An 18,842-nucleotide genomic window follows, 5' to 3' on the forward strand; every position below is an offset into this window, starting at 1 on the left:
GACCGCGCCAAAGCTCAAGAGCCTCGTTGTACCTTCGGCAATACTGGCATTTGCTGCCGTATTTGTCTCCAAGGTCCTTGCCGTATCCTGCCCAAGAAACCAGGTGGTAATAAAGGTATTTGTGGTGCCGCTGATTACACCATCGTTGCTAGAAATACCGTTCGTTACATTGCAGGTGGCGCTGCTGCTCACTCCGACCATGGTCGTGAAATCGCTGAAGTTCTGCTTCATGTTGCCGAAGGCAAAAACCATGACTATCAAATTACCGATACTGACAAGCTGATGGGTTTTTCTTAAAAAAATCGGTGTTGAAACCGAAGGCCGTGAAGTTAAGGACATTGCTAAAGACGTAGCAAGTCTTGCTCTTGCTGAATTTGGCAATACTGATCAGACTAAAGAGCTTACTTGGCTCAAAGCTAATGTTCCAGAAAGTGTTCTTGATACTTGGCGTAAAACTGCAATTATGCCTAGTGGTATTAACCTTAGTTTGGCGCAATTACTGCATCAAACCCATGCAGGTACTGATGCCGATCCGATAAATATTATTTTTGGTGGCTTGAAAGCTGCGCTTTGCGATAACGATGGTCAGCATCTTGCTACCGACTTGTCTGATATTCTCTTTGGTACTGGTGTACCAGTAGTTACTGAGGCTAACCTTGGTGCTATCAAAGCGGATAAAGTTAACATTGCCCTACACGGTCACAATCCTCTGTTAAGCCAAATGGTTGTTAAAGCAGCCAGAGAAATGCAAGAAGAAGCGAAAGCTGCTGGTGCAACAGGAATCAATATTGTTGGTATCTGCTGTACTGGTAACGAGGTGCTCACACGCGAAGGGGTACCTATTGCAACCAACTTTGCTACACAAGAATTGGCAATTATGACTGGTGCTATGGACGCAATGGTTGTTGACGTTCAGTGCATTATGCCGAGCTTGCGTTCTGCTGCTGAGTGTTTCCATACTAAGATTATTACCACTATGCCTATAATGAAGATTCCTGGTTCTTATCATTTTGCCTTTGATGAGCACCATGCTGTCGATAGCGCAAAAGAAATTATTCGATTGGCTATTGACGCATTTAAGAACCGTGATCAATCGAAAGTGTTCATTCCTGAGGTCAAGAACACGGTTGTTGCCGGCTTTACCTTAGAAGCTATTCTCGATATCTTTGCCAAAATCAATCCTGAAAATCCGATCCGGGTATTGGCAGATGCGATTGAAGCTGGCGAAATTAAAGGTATTGCAGCCCTTATCGGTTGTAACAACCTGAAAGGTCCTCATAACGAAAATCATACGGTCATCGCTCAAGAACTGGCTAAGAATGATGTATTCCTGCTTGCTGGCGGCTGCTCCGCTCAGGCGCATGCATTAGCTGGTTTGATGAATGGTGAAGCTGTGAAGAAGTACGCTGGTGAAGGTCTGAAGAAGTTCTTTGCCCGCTTGAATGAAGCAGCAGGCTTAACTGCCGAATTGCCATTGATGTTCCATACTGGCTCTTGTGTTGACTATAGCCGTCAACAAGACCTTGTCAACATGCTGTGTCAAGAAATGGGTCTGGATAATCGTGATTTCCCGTATGTTGTCAGTGCACCGGAAGCTATGTCTGAAAAGGCTGTTGCAATCGGTTCCTGGAACGTAGCATATGGTAATCCTACTCACGTAGGCGTTGTTGCTCCGACTGTGGGCAGCCAACTTGTTAATGATGTAGTTACTAAGGTTGCGGAAGATGTGTTTGGCGGCTTCTTCTTCTGGGAACCTGATCCTTACAAAGCTTCTGCAAGAATAGTAGAAATTCTGGAAGAGCGTAATTGGAAGAATGCTATGCGTAAAAAAGCCCGTGAGGCTAAAGCGGCTGCAGAACAGTAAATGTTTGACCCCATGCTCTTAGCTACTCAATAGATAATGAGAATTTGACTCTATGAAGGAGGAAGAAAAACAATATGTCTATGGAGCTTTTTAAAGGCGCCTATGAAGGTGCCATCACAGCTACCAGCTACGCAGAAATTCTTCTGTCGAAAGCTATAAAGCAATACGGTGCCGATTGCCCGGTTAAATATCCTAATACTGCTTATAGATTGCCTGTAATTACTGCTCTCAGTGGTGAAGAAGTAAATACCCTTGGTGATCTTGTTCCAATCCTTAATCGCATTCGCACTACCAATATCAAAGAAGAACTGACTTTAGAGAATGCAAAACTAAACGGTGAAGCTACCTTATATGCTGCTGAAATTATTGAGGCTCTTCGTTATTTGAATGGTGCTGAGCCTGACCAATATCCGTATACTGGCTTTATCCCTGACCCGATACTCCGTAAATTCGGTGTACCATTGGTTGACGGCACAATTCCTGGGGTTGCTGTTATCGTTGGTAAGGGTAAAGACAGCAAATCTACTGCCAAACTGGTTAAAGATCTTCAATCCAAAGGTATTATGCTCTTCTTGGTCAACGAAGTCATCGAGCAATGTATTGAAGAAAACGTTAAAATCGGCCCAGACTTCATTACATTCCCGCTTGGTAACTTCACTCAAGTTATTCACGCCGTTAACTTTGCGTTCCGTGCCGGACTTGCTTTCGGCGGTATCCCTGCCGGTGAGCGCGAGCGGGCTATCGAGTATCAAGCCAAACGCGTATTGGCGTTTGTTATCCAACTCGGACCTAATGATGTTGTTAAAACGGCTGCCGAATTCGGTGCTATGTTCATGGGCTTCCCAACAGTTACCGACCAACCGGTTGCTGAAGAAATTCCTGAATGGTATCAATCTGAACCAGATTATGACAAGATCGGCAAACTCGGTCTTGAAATGCGCGGCATAAAAATTAAGATTGTTGATATTCCTGTACCGATCACAATCGGACCTGCTTTCGAAGGTGAAACCATCCGTAAGAAAGACGCCTGGGTTGAATTTGGCGGCGGTCGCTCCACCAGCTTTGAGCTTGTACGTTCGGTTGATGCCGATCATATTGAAGATGGTAAAATCGAAGTTATTGGTCCAGAAATCGATGAAATGCCTGAAGGCAGCATCTTCCCGCTTGGTATTATGGTTGACGTGTATGGCCGTAAGATGCAGGAAGACTTTGAAGGTGTGCTTGAACGCCGTATTCACTACTTCATTAACTACGGCGAAGGTTTGTGGCACGTAGCCCAACGTAACATGATGTGGGTACGTATCAGCAAAAATGCTAAAGCACTTGGCTTCAAAATCAAAGACCTTGGCGAAATTCTTATTGCTAAGTTCAAATCCGACTATCCGGCAATTATTGACCGGGTACAAGTTACCCTTATTACTGATAAAGACGTTATTGAAGAGAAAATTAAGATTGCTCTTGAAAAATATGCAGCTCGTGATGCCCGTCTCAAAGGCCTTACTGATGAGTCGGTTGATACCTACTACTCTTGTACACTCTGTCAGTCCTTCGCGCCTAACCATGTTTGCATCGTTTCGCCTGAGCGCGTAGGTTTGTGCGGTGCTGTAAGCTGGCTTGATGCTAAAGCTTCCAATGAAATTACTCCGACAGGTCCAAATCAACCGATAGAAAAAGGCGAATGCATTGACCCAGTCAAAGGTAGCTGGAAAAATCTGAATGATTTCATCTATACTCATTCTAACCGTACAATAGAAAACGTAAACTTCTATACTTTAATGGACAGCCCGATGACCTCCTGCGGTTGCTTTGAAGCCATTCTGGCAATACTGCCGCTGTGCAACGGAATCATGGTTACTACCCGCGAACATTCTGGTGAAACTCCTTGCGGTATGACCTTCTCTGGTTTGGCTGGCACTTGCGGTGGCGGTGTTCAAACCCCAGGTTTCATGGGTGTAGGTCGTCGTTACCTTGTTAGCTCCAAGTTTATTCCAGCCGATGGCGGCTTGGCCCGTCTGGTATGGATGCCAAAAGAACTAAAAGAATACCTCGGCCAAGAATTGGTTGAAGCTGCTGTAAGAGCAGGTCTTGGCGAAGACTTTGTTGATAAGATTGCTGACGAAACTGTAGGTACCACAGAAGAAGAAATTCTGCCGTTCCTTGAAGAAAAACAACATCCGGCTCTTAAATTAGATCCGCTGATGTAACAAATCCCTAATTATCCTTTATGGTAGAATTCGGGACGCATCTGGGTAACTACATAATGTTTCTGATGTGTCCCGATTCTCATATTTTTATTTTAAAGTTCTTATATTCGAAAGGAGAAGAGAAAATGGCATTAACAGGTTTGGATATTTTCAAACAACTGCCCAAAACTAACTGTAAAGATTGCGGTTCCCCCACCTGCTTGGCTTTTGCAATGGCAATGGCTAACGGTAAAGCATCCCTGGATATGTGTCCGCATGTAAGTGAGGCTGCGAAAGAAGCTCTGGGGTCAGCAACTGCACCTCCTGTCCGTACTGTTAAAGTCGGTGTAGGCGAACATGAAATCGTAATGGGTGACGAAACCGTCCTCTTCCGTCATGATAAGACTTTCTATCATCCTACCGCTTTGGCCATTCAAGTTTCCGACACTCTGTCCGGTGAAGAGCTTGATGCTAAAATTGCTAAAATTAACGGCTTAGTCATGGAACGTGTTGGCCAAAAGGTTGCTATAGATATGGTTGCGATCACTAATTGCTCTGGTGACGCTGCCACCTTTAAAGCCGCTGTTGAGGCAGTAGCTGCTAAAACTGATTTTGCTCTGATGCTGGTTGCTGATGCAGCAGGTTTAGAAGCTGCTGTTCCTGCTGTTGCTGCTAGAAAACCTCTTCTTCACGCTGCTACTGCTGAAAACTGGGAAAAAGTTGTAGCTCTTGCTAAGGCTAATAATTGCCCAGTAGTAGTAAAAGGTAATGGACTTGATGATACCGCTGCTTTGGTTGAAAAAGTAGCTGCCCAATATAAAGAACTTGTTATTGATTTTGGTAACGAAAGCCAGTCCAAAACGTTGGCTGAAATGGTAAATGCTCGTCGTTTAGCCATCAAGAAAAGATTCCGTCCGTTTGGCTATCCAATGATTGCTTTCACGCAAGCAACTTGCGCCAAGGAAGAAATTCTTGAGGCTGCTACCTATGTAGCTAAATATGCCAGCATCATTTGTATGAAAGCTGATGAAAAAGCACTGCTGTTACCGTTGCTGGCATGGCGCATGAACATTTACACTGACCCGCAAAAACCAATGGCTGTTGAAGCTAAGGTTTATGAAATCGGCGAAGTTACTCCTGATAGTCCTGTATATATCTGCACCAACTTTGCTCTTACTTATTTTGCTGTTGAAGGCGAAGTTGTTGCAAGTAAAATTCCTGGCTACATCGTGGCAGTAGACACCGATGGCGCTTCGGTTCTTACCGCATGGGCTGCTGGTAAGTTTGTTGCCGAGCCGATTGCCGAGTTTGTTGAGAAGACAGGCATTATGAGCAAAGTTAATCACAAAAATATTGTAATTCCTGGCTATGTTGCTGTTATCAGTGGCAAACTGAAAGAGAAATCTGGCCTAGATGTAATTGTAGGGCCTCAGGAAGCTTCCGGTATTCCGGCATTTGCTAAAGCCCGTTATGCGCATCTTATGAAATAATCCAGTCCTTATACTTGCTTATGAATAATGAATGATAACGCATTATTCAACAATTCAGGAGGATAATTTAGGATGAACAAAAGGTTCGTAACATTTCTTCCCGCTGGAGTCAAGGTCGAGGTAGAAGCAGGAACTGATTTACTTACTGCTGCAGACCAGGCGAAAATTGAGATCAAAGCGCCTTGTGGCGGTGACGGTACATGCGGCAAGTGTGCGGTTCAGATTAAAAGTGGCAAAGGAAAAGCAAAACGTGAAAGCCATTTGGCTGCACGACTTGAAGAGAAAGGATTACATTTAGCTTGTCAGACCATGGTGGAAGATGAGGATCTGGTGGTAGAAATACCGAAGACTTCCGCCATGAGCAAGCATCAGATATTAGTTGACCATAATCCGATGAGTGCTGGCATTTCTGAGGCTTTAAGCAACTATTTGCTGAACGTATGGCAGCTTAAAGAATTGCTATTGGAAAAAAAGGAAAGCCCGCTTAACGGTTATCCTTTGAATCCCTTGTGCCGTCGGATACGGTTGCAATTGCCTGTCGCTAGTCTGCAAGATAATCGTGATGATCTGATTCGTCTGACCATGGCTCTCAGGAAGGAAACTAAATGTACGGACATTCATGTTCCTCTGACAATTATCCAAAACTTGGGAGAAACCCTGCGAGCTGATAATTTTAAGGTCACTGTACTGCTATCTGAGGTTGGTGGTAAAGCTGAAGTAATAGCTGTTGAGTCAGGACATGCCCATCAGCCTCTGTACGGTATAGCCATTGATATCGGGACTACTACCGTTGCAGCCTACCTCCTTGACTTAGAGAAAGGTCGGGTTCTTGATACTGCGGGAACCCATAATCGTCAAGCTCGCTTTGGCGATGATGTCATTAGCCGTATTATATACGCTGTAGAAGAACCTGATGGACTACAACACATCCATCAAGCCATCATCGATACCATAAACAATCTAATTTTGGATTTGCTGGCGAAACAAAAGGCAATTAAGGAAACAGATATTCGGGTAATCATGACGGCCGGAAATACAACCATGGCACATTTGTTCCTGGGGATTAACCCCAAGTTCATACGCCTGGAGCCGTATATTCCTGCAGCTAACTTTTATCCAGTAGTTAAAGCTCGGGAATTAGGGCTGAGGGTACATCCGGATGCTCTCATATTTAGCTTTCCGTCAGTTGCCAGTTATGTTGGCGGGGATATCGTTTCCGGCACTTTGTTTACCAAAATGGGCAACCCAGATGCACCGATATCTCTCTTGATTGATATTGGTACAAACGGCGAAATGGTATTAGGAGCTGGCGATTGGTTGGTTACTTGCTCTTGTTCGGCGGGTCCTGCGTTTGAGGGGTCGGGAATCACTTTTGGCATGAGGGCTATGCATGGTGCCATTGAACGTCTGGAAATTGATCCCCAGACCTACGAAGTATCCTACGCTACTATTAATAATGGCAGAGCTGTAGGTATCTGCGGCTCAGGATTAATCGACTGTCTGGCTAAGTTCAGGCGTACCGGAATTATCGACCGAGCCGGCAAGTTTCAGACTCATCTGCCAACTGAACGGATGCGCATTGGTGAGGCAGGACCGGAATTTGTGCTGGTTTGGCAGGAAGATACCGACCTTAATCGCGATATAGTAATTACTGAAGCTGACGTTAAGAATCTGCTAAGAGCAAAGGGCGCAGTATTTGCCGGGATTCGCACGCTACTAAATGTTGTGGGGTTTGAACTGGAAGCTATTGAAACCATCTATGTAGCTGGCGGATTTGGCAACTATCTCAATATTCCTGATGCTATTGCCATTGGTCTTTTGCCCGATATACCTGTAGAAAAGTACAAGTATATAGGCAATTCGTCAGCCAAGGGAGCCTGTATGGCGCTGTTGTCTCAGGAGGCATGGGCTGAAGCGAATGCACTAGCAGGTAAGATGACTTATATCGAATTGTCGGTCGGAAATTTGTTTATGGACGAATTTGTATCATCCCTGTTTATTCCACATACTGATTTAACATTATTTCCCAATGTTGCTCTCTAAATGATTTGAAGCGAAGGTTTGGGAGTATTGAAAGGAGTTTCAAGACATGGCAAAACAAATAGCAGTGGCAGGAAAGGGAGGTACCGGTAAAACTACATTTGCAGCATTACTTACCCGGTATCTGGTTAAAAACAAAAAAGGCTCCATATTGGCGGTTGACGCAGATGCTAATGCCAATTTGAATGAAGCCTTAGGCTTGGAAGTTGAACAAACGATTTCCGAGTTGATAACCAGTACGAAAGACCCGAAGAACATTCCTGTCGGTATGACTCAGGAGACGTATATAGAATTTAAACTCCAATCATCATTAGTTGAATCAGATTATGTTGATATGCTGGTGATGGGTGGTCCCGAAGGACCAGGATGCTATTGTTTTCCTAATAACATTCTCAAAGGTTATATGGATAAACTTGGCAAAAACTATGACTATGTACTCATGGATAATGAGGCCGGTTTGGAACATATCAGCCGTCGGGTGACCCAAGACATTGATTATATGTTCGTTGTTAGCGATGCTTCGGCTCGCGGCATCCGTTCCGCTGGGCGAGTTCGTCAACTTGTTGATAGTCTTAAGTCGGATGTCAAGAATATCTATCTGGTTGTTACAAAAACACAGAATGATGAGGATCTTGCCGAACTTAAGGATGAGATTGATAAAACCGGTCTTACACTTATCGGTGTAATACCCTATGACCCCCAAGTAGCCAAATATGATTTATTAAGTCAGCCATTGTTCAATTTACCTGATGATTCAGTGGCTGTACAGGCGGTTAACGCCATTTGTAAAGAAGCACAAATCTAAAAATCTGGAAGGAGCGTAACTATGGCAACAAATATATTGAAAGAAAAATATACTGGTAAAATTAATACCGTTACCCTTGGTGCAACCAAAGAACAAGGTGGCACCCGTACCAGCACCGTAACCGTTGGCGGCGACGCCGCAATGCCGTTCCTCCATTTTGAAGGCGATATTCCTTTAAAACCTGTAGTTGCAATGGAAATTCAGGACATAAAACCTGACTGGCATCCGATATTAAAACAAGTGTATGCTGATGTTATGGATTGTCCGGTTGCCTGGGCAAAAAAATGTGTTGAGTTCGGTGCCGACCTGATTTACCTCAAGCTTGCTGGTGCTCATCCTGACAATGGTGACAAGAGCCCAGAAGAATGCGCTAAAGTCGTTAAAGACGTACTTGCTGCCGTAGGTGTACCTCTTATTGTAGTTGGCTGCGGCGAGCATGAAAAAGATAATGCTGTTCTGCCTGCAGTTGCAGAAGCTGCTGCTGGTGAAAACCTGCTTATCGGCTTAGCTGAACAAGAAAACTACAAGTCAATTACTGCTGCTGCTATGGTTCATAAGCACAAAGTATTGGCTCAAAGCCCACTGGACATCAATATCTGCAAACAGCTTAATATTTTGATGACCGAAATGGGTCTGCCTGCTGATAGCATTATTATTGACCCCAGCACAGCGGCTCTAGGCTACGGTATTGAATATACCTATTCCATTCTCGAGCGTGGCCGTTTAGGAGCTCTTGCCGGCGACAAAATGTTATCCCAACCTGTAATTTGTCAAGTTGGTTATGAAGCATGGCGTGCTAAGGAAGCTGTTGCTTCTGAAGAAGATTTCCCGAACTGGGGCAACCAAGAAGATCGTGCGATTCTGTGGGAAGCAATGACTGCAGCCGGTCTGCTTCAAGGTGGCGCTAATATTATGGTGCTTCGTCATCCAGAAGCTGTTCGTCTCTTCAAGAAAAATGTTGAAGCATTAATGGTTAAACCTGAAATCTAAGTTTGCCGAATGTTAATCGATGTGTAGGGTATTGCAATATAAATATCTAGCCAAAGATCTTATTTAGCCATGGGTTTTCTTAAATTTAAATATAAATGAGGAGGATTTACTAATGATTATCATTGGAGAAAGAATTAATGGTATGTTTAAAGACATTGGTAAGGCGGTTCGGGAGCATGACCCGAAGCCGTTACAAGAATGGGCTGCTAAACAAAAAGCAGGTGGCGCCCACTATCTGGACGTAAACACTGGCCCCAATTCCGAAGATCAAACAGTAGATCTTCCTTGGATGGTTAATGTTTTAAAAGAGTGCACTGATCTACCATTGGCTATTGACACCACTAATTATGATGCTATGGAAGCTGCCCTTATCGCTTATGGCAAGCCTGGCGCACTGATTAACTCCATTGGTTGCGAACAAGAAAAAATTGACCGTGTTTTCCCAATGGCGGTAAAATATCAAGCTGATGTTGTTTGCCTGTGTATCAACAAAGTTGGTATTCCTAAGAGCGCAGAAGATCGTGTTGCTATGGCTATGGAGTTTGTTGCTAATGCAGAAGCATATGGCTTACAGCCTGATAACCTGTGGATTGACCCGATCATCTTGCCGGTTAATGTAGCTCAAGAACATGCTATTGAAGCTCTGGAAACGATCCGCCAAATCAAAATGATATCTAATCCTCCTCCTAAGACTACTGTTGGTCTTTCCAACGTATCGCAAAAGAGCCCGCATCGTTCGCTCATCAACCGTACTTTTGCAGTAATGGCTATGGCTGCCGGTTTGGATTCCGCCATTTGTGATGCTAATGATGATGACTTAATTGATGCTATTGCTACTGCACGGGTTATTTTAAACCAAGATATTTACTGCGACTCCTATGCTAAGGTGTTCAGACAGCGGTAATTATTTCCGCTGGGCTTGTACACCCGGAAAGGAGGTCAATGATGTCAACGGTAACTCAACCCGTTAAGGGAAGAACTTCTTTTTGCCGGGAAATCGAAGAAAAGTCACACCAACCAATCACTTCATGCTATCACTGCATGAAGTGTGCGGGTGGCTGTCCGATTAACTTTGCCATGGAACATAACAATTATGAGATATTGCGAATGATTCAGCTTGGAGAAAAGGACAAAGTATTTTCAAGTAATACTCCCTGGTTATGTGTAGGTTGCAAGACCTGCGCTGTACGCTGTCCGAATGGCATCGATACCTCTAAAGTTATGGATACCATTAAAATGGAAACCATTGCTGAAGACAAGATTCCGGCAAGTCATTACAATATCAAATTGTTCTATGAATTGTTCCTCGACTCTATGAAAGGATTCCCGGTAATCGGCGGAGAAGGCCGCGGTTATGAACTTGGACTCATGGGACTTTATAAACTGTGTACAGGGACTTATTTTGCAGATATGGATCTCGGCAGAGAAATGACCAAACGGGGCAAGATGCCATTGTTACCTCATAATGCACTTAAGCGGCGAAAAGGCGAAATCAAGAAAATATTTAAGAGAGCAAAGGAGAAAAAGGCACGATGAAACTAGGCTATTATCCGGGATGTTCACTTCACTCCACAGCAGCCGAATACAATATGTCTACCGAGGCCGTATTTGATATCTTGGATATCGAATTGGCTGAATTGCCAGAGTGGAATTGCTGTGGTGCGACCGCTGGACACTCCACTGACCGTTTCCTTTCGCTCGCTTTGCCGCTGAGAAATCTTGTTATCGCCGAAGTCGAAAAACAGAAAGAGTTAATGTTGCCGTGTGCCGCCTGCTATAATCTTGTAAAAGCCGCGGACCATTACGTGAAGGAAGGTACTCCGGAAGCCATAGATGCTAACGAGGAACTGAAAAACATAATGGGTTCGTCCTATAGCGGTAATGTTCATGTTACACATCCGCTGGAAGTCATCATGAGAAAAGAAGTTCTTAGCAGAGTGGGGGGAGAGGTCAAAAAACCTCTCAAAGGGCTTAAACTTGCTCCCTATTACGGATGTTTGCTTACAAGGCCTACCTATGTTGCTTTTGACGATGTAGAGCAGCCACAGGCAATGGATAAGCTGATGAGTATGATCGGAGCTGATGTACGGAAATGGTCATACAAAACCGACTGCTGTGGTGGCAGCTTAACAGTACCGCGTACTGACATTGTTTATGAAATAACTAAAAAATTAGTAACTGCTGCTCAACGGGCAGGTGCTGACGCTATTGTGACTGCATGTCCATTATGTCAGATGACTCTGGAAACTCGGCAGAAAGAGATACAAAAACCAATACCCGTATTTTTCTTCACCGAATTGCTAGGGATCAGTTTCGGACATCCTGAAGCAAAGAAATGGATGAAGAAACATATTGTTGATCCCATACCGCTCTTGACATCATTGCAATTGTTGTAACCATTCAGAGGAACCGGCAGAACTATTATTAGCTATGTCCGGTTTCTCTGTGGTTATACCATAAACAATGATGGTGAAGTAAAGATATTTTATCGAAAGGCAGTGAGAGCCATGCAAAAGGATGTGCTCGTTATTGGCGGTGGCATTGCCGGTCTGCAGGCGGCTCTGGAATTAGCTGGGGCAGGATACCCTGTTCATTTGGTAACAGATGAAGCCAATCTTGGCGGAAAACTGGTAGATTCATCAGCAAAAAGCAGCCAGACAGCTTGTGTCTGGGGTGACCAGGTAAACATTTCTGCTTTGTATTTAGGCGGTAACCTCCATGCATCCAGTACAGTTTTGGGTTCGCTCATTACTCGTGCCTACAATAATCCGCTTGTTAACATCTATGTCAGCAGTAAACTGACTGCTCTGCAAGGTGATGTAGGTAACTTCCAGGCTACCATTAGCGATGTCGCAACCGGCAAGCGCACCCAAAAACTTGTCGTTGGAGCGGTTATTCTGGCAGCCGGTTTCAGCATGTATGACGTTTCTAAAAAAGGTGAATACGGCTATGGCTATTATAAAAACGTTGTCACGAGCTTAGAGTTTGAACATATGCTCTCTGAAAGCCGCTATCGTTCAGACTGCATCAGACGACCATCAGACGGCAAGTGCGCAGAAAAAATTGCATTCATACAGTGTGTAGGCTCCCGCGATGTAGTATCAAGGGGAGAATACTGTTCGGCAATATGCTGTATGTTTACGGCTAAAGAAGCAATTTTGGCGAAAGAATTTGCCCCTAAAACTGACGTTACCGTGTTTTATTTAGACCTAAGGGCATGTGGCAAGAATTTTGACACCTTCTTATCACGTGCTCAGGAACTAGGTACCAGATATGTACGTACCATGATTTCTGAGGTCAAAGAAGATCCTGTTACGGAGAAATTGTCCATTAACTATGCTGCAGCTAGCAAACCAGTTGCTGAAGAATTTGACTTGGTGGTGCTGGCAGCAGGCATTCGTCCATCTGTACGTCTTGAAGAAACCGCAAAAATTTTACAAATTCCTCTTAACGAATATGGTTTTGTTCAGGTTGATCCTCTTGATCCGGTAAGTACAAAACGTCCTGGGGTGTTTGCCGTTGGCGGCAGCCAAGGACCGCTTGACGTTCCCGAAACTATGGCGTTGGCAAGCGCAGCAGCCGCTGCTACCAGCAAGGTATTGGGAAAACCAGAGGGAAGACAGCCGCGCAAGCCTGTGCCTGAACGCGATGTAAGCAAAGAACCATTGAAACTGGGCGTGTTCCTTTGCAAAAGCGGTTTAGAGGCAATGGGCGCCGAGGCTAACGCTGTGATTCAGGCAGCCAAAGGGCAAGCTGATGTAGCAGTGGTGGAATGTGACCAAGCTGTCTGTCTGCCGGAGTCGATAGCCAAAATACAAAATCTGATTACAACTAAACAACTTAACCGGATTGTCGTTGCCCCCTGCGTCTTGAAACATAACCTCAATCTCTTCCAGGAGGCTATACAAGCTGCAGGCTTAAATCGGATGTTGGTTGAAATGGCTCCTGTTCCTGTAAAAGACTGGGCTAATCATGCTGATAAAGCTACCAGTGCGGCGGTTGCTGCTACAGTGCGGGCGATCAAAGATGTTAAAACTTATAAGCCGCTAAGATGGCATGCTGAGCCAGTGGTTCCCCGAGCACTTATTGTTGGTGGCGGTGTTACTGGTATGGCAACAGCCTTGGCATTGGCTGATCGGGGTTATAGTTCTACTATTGTGGAAAAATCGAATGTACTTGGCGGGTATGTCCGTAACCTTACCGGTAGCTTAGAAACCGAAGAAATTAAAAAGACTGTCGAAAATCTGGAAAAACAGGTTGCTAAGAGCGATAAGATTGAGGTGCTGCTAAATTCTGAAGTTGTAGGGTTTAGCGGACGTCAAGGTCATTTCGTTACTTCGGTTGCAACCGGTCAGGGACCAGTAAGAACAACTAAAACGGTAGAACATGGCGTTGTTATTCTGGCTACAGGTACAACGGCCTATGTTCCTAATGAGTATTTGTATGGTATCGATCAACGGGTTATTACCGGTGTAGAGGCTATGTACTGGTTAGCAGATGGACGTTTGCCGGCAAAAGGCGATCCTACTTATGTGTTTATCCAGTGTGTTGGTTCGCGAAATGAGCAGCATAAATACTGCAGTCGCACCTGTTGCGGTGAAACAGTATATGCGGCGACCAAAATTAAAGAGCAAAATCCTGATGCTAAAGTATTTGTTCTATCCCGTGATATTCGCACTCCCGGCTACCTTGAACTTAAATACCGTGAAGCCCGGAAAGCTGGCGTAGTGTTTGTTCACTATGAAGAAGCCGACAAACCAGTCTTAGTAAAAGATAAGGACGGCAATCTGTCCATGACCGTTTATGATCCGCAATCTGGACTGACCTTGAATTTGAAACCCGATCAGGTGATATTAGCAGTAGCTCAGGTTGCTTCTGAGGAAGCCCAACAGCTTGCTAACATTTTCAAAATTCAGGTAAATGCCGATGGCTTCCTTTCCGAAACTCACTCCAATTTTGGTACAATTGCATTTCCAGGCGGCGGTATTTTTATCGCTGGTGCAGCCCACGGGCCGAAATCAGTTGTTGAATGTTTGACGCAAGCGAAAGGTGTAGCTGGACGTGCAGCTCGTATCCTTGCGCAGCCTGCACTCATGATGGGTGGTATGGTGGCAGAGGTAGAATGGGAAAAATGCGCTGCCTGCTTGACTTGTGTACGGACTTGTCCTTACACCATCCCGCAAATTACTCGCGAGAAGAAGGAAATGGGTGCTGCCTATATTCCGCCTGCTGATTGCCGTGGCTGTGGTATGTGTGCATCCGAATGTCCGAATAAGGCTATTTTTGTACATCATTACCACGACGATGAGGTACTCTCTCGGGTTGAGACCGCGTTGACGGAGGTGGGTTAATATGAGTGAAGGTAAAGTAGTTGGCTTTGTTTGCCGCTTATGCGCGTTAATTAACTCTGATCTTGGCCCTCCAGCCGACGTTAACGTGAAAATCGAAACCGTTGAATTGCCTTGCGCCGGTAAAGTTGATGGCAGGCTGCTGTTAGAGGCCTTTGAAAAAGGTGCTGACCTTGTCTTTGTCGCTGGCTGTCCTGAGCACGAGTGCATGAATGTCAAAGGCAGTTCACGCGCCCGGAAACGGTTGGAGCATATCCAAGACATTCTGGAGCAAGTCGGAGTTGGTCGGGAACGATTGGTTATGTACAACGTATCCGGCACTTATGGTCCGCGTTTTGCCCATATCGCCCGGGATATGGCCGGACTGCTTGAGAAATTAGGTCCGAGTCCGCTTAAGGCCCGGAAGGCCTAGAAAGGAGACGAGTCAAGCGATATGATAGTTGCACAATTAAAGCCAATTGAAGAAATTGCCGAAAGTATAAAAAGTGTAAAGCACGCTAAAAAAGTATTGGTTGCTGGTTGTGGTGGCTGTGTTACCGTATGTCTGTCCGGTGGACAAAAAGAAGCGGACATACTGGCCAGTGCCCTGCGGATGAAACTGGAGGTTGACGGTCGGCCCACTGAAATTACAACCGCTACCTATGAGCGGCAGTGTGATCCTGAATATGCCGCTAGATTTAAAGAACATCTAAAAGATGTTGATGTTGTGGTGTCGGTGGCCTGTGGCGTAGGGGTGCAGTATATGGCTGAAACCTATCCGGATATTATTTTTGTGCCAGGCCAGAACACTACATTTGCCGGCGCTGCTATTGAACATGGTGTCTGGGAAGAACGCTGTATGCTGTGCGGCGAGTGTGTATTAGCCAAAACCGGCGGTGTATGTCCCATTATCCGTTGCTCTAAGAGCTTGCTGAATGGTCCATGCGGCGGTTCACAACAAGGCGTTTGTGAGGTTAGCAAAGATATCCCCTGTGGATGGCAGCTTATTTATGACCGCCTCAAAAGACAAAACCGTTTGGATATGTTGACTGAGATATTACCAGTAAAAGACTGGTCGAAGAGCAGAGACGGCGGTCCCCGCAAAATTGTGAGGGAGGATGTGCGGTTATGAGCGAAGCAGTAGCTATTGACAAAAAAGCTGTGTTAAAAACAGAAAGCAAATTAGAAAAACTGTACTCCTTAGGCCATTTTGTGGTAACAGGCGAACTTGGACCGCCCCAACATGCTAACGGTCATGATTTAGAACACCATGCTCGTGAGCTTAAAGACATAGTGGATGGTTTTAACCTGACCGACAACCAAACAGCCATTGTGCGTTTGTCCAGTATTGCTGCTGGTATTCATGTCTTAAAAGGCGGCGGCGTTCCCATTATTCAGATGACCTGCCGTGACCGTAATCGTATTGCTATGCAAAGCGATCTCTTAGGAGCTTACAGCCTGGGTATTCGCGATGTATTATGCTTAAGCGGTGACCATCAGTCTTTCGGCAATCATCCGACAAGCAAAAATGTCTATGATGTCGATTCCGTACAATTGATTTCTATGGTCAAAAAGATGCGGGATGACAAAAAGTTTTTGTCTGATGTACCGATTAAAACTGATGAACCTCGGTTCTTTATTGGTGCTGTAGAAAATCCGTTCGGCGATCCATTCGAGTTCCGGGTTACTCGTCTTGAAAAGAAAGTGAATGCCGGTGCTGATTTTATCCAGACCCAAGCGATTTTTGATGTCGAAAAATTTGCTCGGTTTATGGAATTGGTCGTGGCTCGCGGTATTCATGAAAGAGTTAAAATTACAGCCGGCATCCTGCCGGTACGCTCGGTAAAAGCGCTACAGTACATGAAGAACGATGTTGCTGGTATGGAAATCCCCGACAGCTTGATTGAACGTATGAAGAAAGCTGAAGACCCCAAACAAGAGGGAATTCGGATCGCTATTGAATTATGTAATGAACTGAAAAAGATTCCTGGTGTAGCTGGTATTCATATCATGCCTGTTGGTTGGGAAGCTGCTTTGCCGGAGATTGTAAAGGGAGCAGGTTTCTTGCCGCGTCCTAAAGTTTAATAAATTCATATTGTTCTTATCCCATATCTGGCTAAACATGGTATAGGAGGATAAACTCAGGGAGAATGGTAGGGTCAGCCTGGGAGAAAATTGGTTGACCCTATCTTCTATCATCTTGCGACTATACTACTCTACTAACTTAAATTTTGCCAATTTTCGCAAATAACTATGCTGTTTAATAGTCGTTGTCCCTATCCTTCATTTACTGACTTGTCTTGGTATTACAAGATGTCAAAAGAAAGGGTGAGATAACAAGCATGTGTTGTTCAAAAGTAACAAAAGATCAGGCATTAGAAATTATCAGAAGATACGAGCAAGTCTTGGCAATTATCAATAAATACGGTAAAGCCAAGGAGCAGTTGTTATCAATTTTATTAGATATTCAGGCCACATCAGGCCAAAATTATGTGGCGGAAGAATGGGCCGAAGTAGTAGCCTGTCAATTAGATTTGCCTGTCAGTAAAGTACACGATGTTTTAACATTCTATGCTATGTTTAATATTGAACCGAAAGGTAAATATGTTATTGAAATATGCAAAAGCACACCCTGCCATGTAACTAAAGCTGATAAAGTTGTTGCAATGTTTGAAGAAGTTCTCGGAATTAAACTTGGTGAGACCACTCCGGATAATATGTTTACCCTAATGTACACCAGTTGTGTAGGTGCCTGTGATATTGGTCCGGTAGCCAAAATTGGTGATGAAGTCTATGGCAATCTGACTGCGGAAAAAGTAGCTGAGATTGTTAATAGTTACCGGGGGGTGTCATCATGTCAAAAATAAAAAAATTAATTTCTGGTAACTGCGGTGTTATTCGCCCAGATTGTGTGGAAGATTATGTAAAAGCCGGTGGTTATGAAGGTCTAAAAAAGGCTTTTACTATGAAACCGGAAGAAATCATTAATGAAGTAAAAAAGGCAAAACTATTAGGTCGCGGCGGGGCTGCTTATCCCGCAGGTTCCAAATGGGAACAGCTCTTTGAGATTCCTGAGTTTCCTAAATACATTGTTATTAATGCCGACGAAGGCGAGCCAGGTACCTTTAAAGATAAAATTCTTTTAGGTCAAGATCCTCTGCGGGTTATCGAGGGTATGACCATTGCTGGTTATGTTTTTAACTCCCATGAAGGCTACATCTATATACGTGGTGAATATCGGGCTATTCAAAGGGTATTTAAGAGTGCCATTGATAATGCCGTTAAAGCCGGCTATTTAGGCAAAAATATTTTGGGTACTGATTTTGAATTTAATATTCATGTTATGACTGGTGCAGGGGCTTATGTATGCGGTGAAAACTCCGCCCTCTTAAACTCCATTGAAGGCAAAGCCGGACGTCCGCGGATAAAACCGCCTCATCTGGCTGAAGTAGGACTATTCCTAATGCCTACGCTTGTTAACAATGTTGAGTCCATTGCCAATATTCCCACCATCGTATTGGAAGGTGGCGAAAAGTATTTAAGTTATGGTACCAAAGACAGCGGTGGAACCAAACTCATCTGTCTGTCAGGAAATGTTGTTAACCGCGGCGTATATGAGATTCCGTTTGGTGTAAGCCTGCGAGACATTATCTATGATCCTGAACTGGGTGGCGGTATTCCTAACGGCAAAAAGCTGAAGTTCTTCCACCTGGGTGGTCAATCCGGCCCGATTGGCAATGAAACCCAACTAGATACCCCATATTGCTACAAAGCGCTGCGGAATGCAGGCTTAAGCGTCGGTTCTGGCGCGGTTGTAGTTATGGATGAAGATGTCTGTGTCATTGACTACCTCAAAGGAGTCACCGAATTCTTCATTCATGAGTCCTGCGGTAAATGTACTCCCTGCCGGGAAGGCAACAAGCAAATCTATGCCATACTCTGCAAAATTTCTGAAGGCGAAGCAACTCAGGAAGATATGGCCGTATTGCGCCGGATGATTGACACCATGACCAATGCTTCATTCTGCGGCTTGGGTCAATCGGCAGCAGTAGCCTTAAATACCTGCTGGAAACTCTTTAAAGGCGAATTTGAAGATCACCTGAACAAAAGATGTCCGGCACAAGTTTGCTTTACTGAACAGGG

Annotated in this window: 15 protein-coding genes and 1 pseudogene; all 16 read left to right on the top strand. The window is 44.6% G+C overall.

Translation table 11 applies throughout. From position 1 onward, the window contains the following. Positions 1–297 (top strand): annotated as a pseudogene (locus AC29Z1_RS01725) (anaerobic carbon-monoxide dehydrogenase catalytic subunit); the annotation flags it as partial. A 4-nt stretch (positions 298–301) separates the two neighbouring features. Further along, complete coding sequence (cooS, locus tag AC29Z1_RS01730; RefSeq protein WP_488269743.1) at positions 302–1,864, top strand: anaerobic carbon-monoxide dehydrogenase catalytic subunit; 1,563 nt, start codon at positions 302–304, stop codon at positions 1,862–1,864. 74 nt (positions 1,865–1,938) lie between these two features. Continuing rightward, on the top strand, positions 1,939–4,068 hold the full coding sequence (gene acsB / locus AC29Z1_RS01735) for an acetyl-CoA decarbonylase/synthase complex subunit alpha/beta (RefSeq protein ID WP_488269729.1): 2,130 nt from the start codon (positions 1,939–1,941) through the stop codon (positions 4,066–4,068). Positions 4,069–4,193: 125 nt separating this feature from the next. Then, a complete protein-coding gene (acsC, locus tag AC29Z1_RS01740) occupies positions 4,194–5,537 on the top strand; it encodes an acetyl-CoA decarbonylase/synthase complex subunit gamma (protein ID WP_488269730.1) in 1,344 nt (447 codons plus the stop codon). Positions 5,538–5,609: 72 nt separating this feature from the next. Further along, complete coding sequence (locus tag AC29Z1_RS01745; protein WP_488269731.1) at positions 5,610–7,580, top strand: ASKHA domain-containing protein; 1,971 nt, start codon at positions 5,610–5,612, stop codon at positions 7,578–7,580. Positions 7,581–7,626: 46 nt separating this feature from the next. Continuing rightward, positions 7,627–8,382, top strand: coding sequence for an ATP-binding protein (locus AC29Z1_RS01750; RefSeq protein ID WP_488269732.1), 756 nt, complete (start codon positions 7,627–7,629; stop codon positions 8,380–8,382). 21 nt (positions 8,383–8,403) lie between these two features. Further along, on the top strand, positions 8,404–9,372 hold the full coding sequence (cdhD, locus tag AC29Z1_RS01755; protein ID WP_488269733.1) for a CO dehydrogenase/acetyl-CoA synthase subunit delta: 969 nt from the start codon (positions 8,404–8,406) through the stop codon (positions 9,370–9,372). Positions 9,373–9,484: 112 nt separating this feature from the next. Then, complete coding sequence (locus AC29Z1_RS01760; protein ID WP_488269734.1) at positions 9,485–10,276, top strand: methyltetrahydrofolate cobalamin methyltransferase; 792 nt, start codon at positions 9,485–9,487, stop codon at positions 10,274–10,276. Positions 10,277–10,317: 41 nt separating this feature from the next. Beyond that, positions 10,318–10,908 carry a 4Fe-4S dicluster domain-containing protein gene (locus AC29Z1_RS01765; protein WP_488269735.1) on the top strand — a complete coding sequence of 197 codons (591 nt, stop codon included), beginning with the start codon at positions 10,318–10,320 and terminating at the stop codon, positions 10,906–10,908. Beyond that, the gene (locus AC29Z1_RS01770; RefSeq protein ID WP_488269736.1) at positions 10,905–11,768 is read left to right on the top strand and encodes a CoB--CoM heterodisulfide reductase iron-sulfur subunit B family protein; all 864 of its coding nucleotides are present in this window, start codon (positions 10,905–10,907) and stop codon (positions 11,766–11,768) included. The genes AC29Z1_RS01765 and AC29Z1_RS01770 overlap by 4 nt, the downstream gene beginning before the upstream one ends. Positions 11,769–11,879: 111 nt before the next feature. Next, entirely contained in the window at positions 11,880–14,723 is a 2,844-nt protein-coding gene (locus tag AC29Z1_RS01775; RefSeq protein WP_488269737.1) for an FAD-dependent oxidoreductase, read from the top strand. Position 14,724: 1 nt separating this feature from the next. Then, positions 14,725–15,132, top strand: coding sequence for a hydrogenase iron-sulfur subunit (locus AC29Z1_RS01780; protein WP_488269738.1), 408 nt, complete (start codon positions 14,725–14,727; stop codon positions 15,130–15,132). A gap of 21 nt (positions 15,133–15,153) precedes the next feature. Continuing rightward, positions 15,154–15,831, top strand: coding sequence for a methylenetetrahydrofolate reductase C-terminal domain-containing protein (locus AC29Z1_RS01785; protein WP_488269739.1), 678 nt, complete (start codon positions 15,154–15,156; stop codon positions 15,829–15,831). Next, a complete protein-coding gene (locus tag AC29Z1_RS01790) occupies positions 15,828–16,784 on the top strand; it encodes a methylenetetrahydrofolate reductase (RefSeq protein WP_488269740.1) in 957 nt (318 codons plus the stop codon). Before AC29Z1_RS01785 ends, AC29Z1_RS01790 begins: the two co-directional genes overlap by 4 nt. 257 nt (positions 16,785–17,041) lie before the next feature. Beyond that, entirely contained in the window at positions 17,042–17,566 is a 525-nt protein-coding gene (locus AC29Z1_RS01795) for an NADH-quinone oxidoreductase subunit NuoE family protein (RefSeq protein WP_488269741.1), read from the top strand. Then, positions 17,554–18,842, top strand: a 1,289-nt coding sequence (locus AC29Z1_RS01800; protein WP_488269742.1) for a complex I 51 kDa subunit family protein, incomplete at its 3' end; no start/stop codon positions are given. The genes AC29Z1_RS01795 and AC29Z1_RS01800, both read left to right, overlap by 13 nt.

The organism is Sporomusa sp. (assembly GCF_057736855.1).

Excerpts from the sequence above, each read along its gene's own strand:
- AC29Z1_RS01750 (WP_488269732.1), top strand. The coding sequence starts at position 7,627 with ATGGCAAAACAAATAGCAGTGGCAGGAAAGGGAGGTACCGGTAAAACT.
- AC29Z1_RS01770 (WP_488269736.1), top strand. The coding sequence starts at position 10,905 with ATGAAACTAGGCTATTATCCGGGATGTTCACTTCACTCCACAGCAGCC.
- acsB (WP_488269729.1), top strand. The coding sequence starts at position 1,939 with ATGTCTATGGAGCTTTTTAAAGGCGCCTATGAAGGTGCCATCACAGCT.
- AC29Z1_RS01785 (WP_488269739.1), top strand. The coding sequence starts at position 15,154 with ATGATAGTTGCACAATTAAAGCCAATTGAAGAAATTGCCGAAAGTATA.
- AC29Z1_RS01765 (WP_488269735.1), top strand. The coding sequence starts at position 10,318 with ATGTCAACGGTAACTCAACCCGTTAAGGGAAGAACTTCTTTTTGCCGG.
- AC29Z1_RS01790 (WP_488269740.1), top strand. The coding sequence starts at position 15,828 with ATGAGCGAAGCAGTAGCTATTGACAAAAAAGCTGTGTTAAAAACAGAA.
- cdhD (WP_488269733.1), top strand. The coding sequence starts at position 8,404 with ATGGCAACAAATATATTGAAAGAAAAATATACTGGTAAAATTAATACC.
- AC29Z1_RS01780 (WP_488269738.1), top strand. The coding sequence starts at position 14,725 with ATGAGTGAAGGTAAAGTAGTTGGCTTTGTTTGCCGCTTATGCGCGTTA.
- AC29Z1_RS01760 (WP_488269734.1), top strand. The coding sequence starts at position 9,485 with ATGATTATCATTGGAGAAAGAATTAATGGTATGTTTAAAGACATTGGT.
- AC29Z1_RS01775 (WP_488269737.1), top strand. The coding sequence starts at position 11,880 with ATGCAAAAGGATGTGCTCGTTATTGGCGGTGGCATTGCCGGTCTGCAG.
- acsC (WP_488269730.1), top strand. The coding sequence starts at position 4,194 with ATGGCATTAACAGGTTTGGATATTTTCAAACAACTGCCCAAAACTAAC.
- AC29Z1_RS01795 (WP_488269741.1), top strand. The coding sequence starts at position 17,042 with ATGTGTTGTTCAAAAGTAACAAAAGATCAGGCATTAGAAATTATCAGA.
- AC29Z1_RS01745 (WP_488269731.1), top strand. The coding sequence starts at position 5,610 with ATGAACAAAAGGTTCGTAACATTTCTTCCCGCTGGAGTCAAGGTCGAG.